The sequence below is a fragment of the Myxacorys chilensis genome (assembly GCF_059505265.1).
On record NZ_JCACKG010000185.1, the window covers coordinates 1 to 3793 of the forward strand.

Here is a 3793-nt window from a genome sequence, read left to right on the forward strand (position 1 = left end):
TCAAGCATCGTCGGATTCCAGTATCTACTTGAATCATTCTTTATTGGGCAACGCCTGATTTTTAGTATGGGAGTAGCTTTCTATAAGCCGCTCAAACTACTCTATAGAGGGTAAGAGTTGACTCGGCTTGCCGCAGTAGGTAATCAAGACTTGTTTCTTTGCTCGCGTTGCTGCAACATGAAGCAAGCATCGCTCTCCGTTGATGAACCGAGTTTGTGATGCGTCGTCTGCACAATGCTCTAATCCTGTTTTAAGCGGCAAGACATCTGCGTTGAGAGAAGGAAGCACGACGTAGTTAAATTGCAGTCCCTTAATCCGATACATCGTACTGATTCTGACGCCCTCTTCGAGTAGGTTATCAGGTTGATTTCTCCGAATGCGTTTAACTGGAATTTCTATGCCCTTCAACGCGGTTTCGTACTGTTCCATCAACGCATTGGTACGAAATACCAGGCAAATACCTGCAAAGGTTTGATCTGTGGTTTGAATGCTGAACAGGAGTTGTTTCAGGTAAGCGAGTTCGTCTTCAAATCGAGTGAAACCTCTAATTATGGGTTCGTCTCCATGCATTAGTGATCGGTAGTCTTTGAGTGAATTGGCACCCCCGTCTAAGTCATCAACAGCCATGCCTTCCAAAATCTGGGTTGCCCACTTGCGAATTTCATCGGTGGTACGGTAATTTAGACGGAGTTTTCTAGAACGCCCTCGAACATCAATCCTGCATCGACTAAGAGTGACTACCTTACCGTAGATCCTTTGGTGAGGGTCACCCACAATAAACAAATCGTTGGGTGATGCATCCCCTACGATCGCTCGCAGCAAGGTAAAGGCAGCTTCACTCATGTCCTGCGCTTCGTCGACAATTACTGCCTTAAACGGCAATGATGCAGTTCCCTGTTCAGCAATAATTTGAGCTGCATCCCGCATCGCATCTTCAGGTTCGCGCAGTCCTTTTTCTCGCAAGAGGTTCCGGTATTCTTCAAATACAGTCCAAATCTCTTGACGTTGCTGGCGGCTAAGACGAGTTCCGCGTCCAGTGCGGCGGGCTACTAAATAATCCCGCAATGTTTGACAACCCTGATCTAAAACAACGGCTTGCCATTCTTCCTGATAAAAGCTTAAAGACAATCCGAGTTCAACTGGCGCGATTGTGTATGCTTGTCTCCACAGGTCTTCAGTTTCGTCGCTGTAAACAATGCGAGTTTCGACTCCTTCTTGCCGCAAAAATTCTGCAACCCAAGCATCCAGGTTGACAACTCGAATGCGTCGCATCTGTTCAGTAGAACAAATTGATTTGAGATTAGCTTCAATATCTACTGCCAGGTTACGGGTGAACGTGGTAAATAGAATGCGATCGTTCGGATTGGTGAAGCGATTCTGTACCAGCCATTTTGCCCGGTGCATTGCAACTACCGTTTTTCCTGTGCCAGCACCGCCTAGGACTCGAACTGCCCCATTCCAGTCACGATCAACAAGCTTGCGTTGGGTAGGATGTAGAAAAACGCGCCACTTCTCCAGTGGAGCTGCCAGCATTTCTTCCAGTTCCGTGTCATCGGTAATCACCATGAAACGACTGAGGCTATCATCGTTTTGCAACGCCGTTTCTAAATCTTCTACATCGACTGGCTGAACTTCCTTAGGTTTCTCCAGTTGTCGAAACACTTCATCAAGTTCGTAGCCCGATGCCAGCATCAATAGGGCATCGCTAGCCTCTCGCGGCAAATGGGGTAATAGCTGTTCGACTGCTTCGTCGGTCGTGATTTGACGAACAGCAGGAAGTAGGATCTCTGGAACCCCAAGCTGCATCAACTGTTTGTCTTTGATTGCATCAAATCTTCCCGACTGCTGACTTTTCTCTTGATTGATTTGCTCTAACCGTTCCATGGTCGCTTCTGCATCTTCGACATCAATAATCTGTAAGGCACCCGATACTTCGTTGATACGGCAGACTTTACGCCGTGCCCAGGTGTAAGCATCATCATGTTTGTCTACCCATAACAGGATATAAACATTGCCAGAATCTGGTTTGAGGACGATCGCCCGATGTGCTTGGTCAACTCGAACCGATTTCATCCGCTTGTCGCGGCTGTCATGAATCGGTTCGTAATTTAAGCCTGGACGGGTCGGGTCTTGCCGGAAGCGATTGATGAATTCTGAGACCTTACCCTGAGCATTACGTGGCAGACGGCTATAGGCATCAAAGAAATCGTCTGAAATGGCAAGCCGAAATGTGTTTTGTAGAGCCATTTATACTCCTCCTTTAAGCGTGCTGCCAACAATGTCTACGGATTGCAAAAATGATTCGATTTCCCAGGCATTCCAGCCTGCTTCAGTAAAAGCGGTTGTGTCGCAAGAAATGATAAGGTGGGGGACCTAAATTTCTCTAGCCTTGTTTCAAATGACGACTGACTCCTTGTTCAAATGGCGGCACTTTTGGTTGTGTCGCAAAAACCGCTTCGGCTGCGGACCACGAATTCCCATTTTCAGATGGGGCAAGACAAATTCCTGGAACTGCTCTAAGGCCAAATTCGTGGGAACCACTTGCCAGGATTTAGATTCAGCCATCACTCCTCCAATTCTCATCCAGCTAAAAAGGCTTGTGTCACTTTAGCTTGAGTCGATGAAAGTTGAAGAAGGTAGAGGCTTCCAGACAAATTCACCCAGAGAGCAAAACCCGCAACCAGTTGATCATCTATTGTGCTTTGTTCGGTGAACTGAAGCTCTTGAGTTCGTTTACAAACTGTACAATGTTAAAGTAATCAGAACCCCCATCACCACTTATAGGTTTGCTCTCGTCTTTTGGAGTAAATTCGAGGAACCAGCCAAGAATTTGTGGTCCCGGCATGGTGATGGAGATGACAGTGCCCTCGGTTTTCGACGAGAGCCCCGATGTTTCGCTGTGGGATGCGGATGATGATGAGACGCTGAAGCAAAGAAAGCCTCCACCCGCAGACGACCGGCTGTCAACAACGCTTTTCACCGCCGAAAGGCTGCTTGTCTCTGTTTGAAAGCGGATGGTGACATCTTTGGCTACGACAAAGGCTACAGGGAAGCACGGTAGGATTGCATTGTCAGCTTTTTTGAGGTTGATTTCGTTTGCGTCATTCCAATCATCAAGTGTAGGTGTCCCCGTAGAAAAAACTGCTTCTGAAGACAAGCGGTTCATCCCGGAACTGAGTTTAAACACACCAGGATCAAACCAGCCGCGGCTGATATCAACCTTTGCAGCCTTGAATCCAATTTCGATGGCAGTCTTTTGGTCAAGTGAGTTTGTGCTGCTGGTGGCACTAGAGTCAGTTTTTTGACCGCTGGCACTTCCGAAAAACAGGTCTACACTCCAGCTCGTCTGCTTAAATTGCGAGCTGTCGCTATGATCTCTACTCATCTCCTCGCTCGAAAATGAAAATTGCATCGTCATGAACCGCTGTGATGTATCAGACTTCACAACCGATGGTTGGCGTACGACTGTAGGGTCAATAGTTGCAAGCGCCGGCGCTTTCGGGGCATTGCTAGGAGCATCGCTAACAGCGGCGAGTTGCCTCCTCATGTCATCCAATTCGTTGAGCTGAGACTGGAGGCGGGCAAGCAGAATAGGTAGATCACCAAAGTTTCTTGCTTGGTCCGAAGCAAGGTTCATCCCAGCATCGGCAAGATGCTGTGAACTCTCGAGGAGAGAGGCCTGTGCAGTTATGAGAGTCTTTTGGCCTGAAACGAGTTTTGCAACATCGTCATCATTGAGTGCAATATACTACAGTTGTAGATCGTTCATTGGCAGGTTGAAGGGCTGTCCCCT

The 3793-nt window shown here is 47.7% G+C and carries 3 protein-coding genes; all 3 read right to left on the reverse strand.

The genetic code is table 11. From position 1 onward, the window contains the following. Positions 1-96: 96 nt before the first annotated feature. The 3 genes from AC5JLB_RS16020 to AC5JLB_RS16030 all read right to left on the reverse strand — a co-directional run bounded on the left by AC5JLB_RS16020 (position 97) and on the right by AC5JLB_RS16030 (position 3637). Positions 97-2247 carry a UvrD-helicase domain-containing protein gene (locus tag AC5JLB_RS16020; RefSeq protein WP_495874829.1) on the reverse strand — a complete coding sequence of 717 codons (2151 nt, stop codon included), beginning with the start codon at positions 2245-2247 and terminating at the stop codon, positions 97-99. A gap of 147 nt (positions 2248-2394) precedes the next feature. Continuing rightward, entirely contained in the window at positions 2395-2565 is a 171-nt protein-coding gene (locus AC5JLB_RS16025; protein ID WP_495874830.1) for a hypothetical protein, read from the reverse strand. 127 nt (positions 2566-2692) lie between these two features. Next, on the reverse strand, positions 2693-3637 hold the full coding sequence (locus tag AC5JLB_RS16030; protein ID WP_495874831.1) for a hypothetical protein: 945 nt from the start codon (positions 3635-3637) through the stop codon (positions 2693-2695). Positions 3638-3793: the final 156 nt, after the last annotated feature.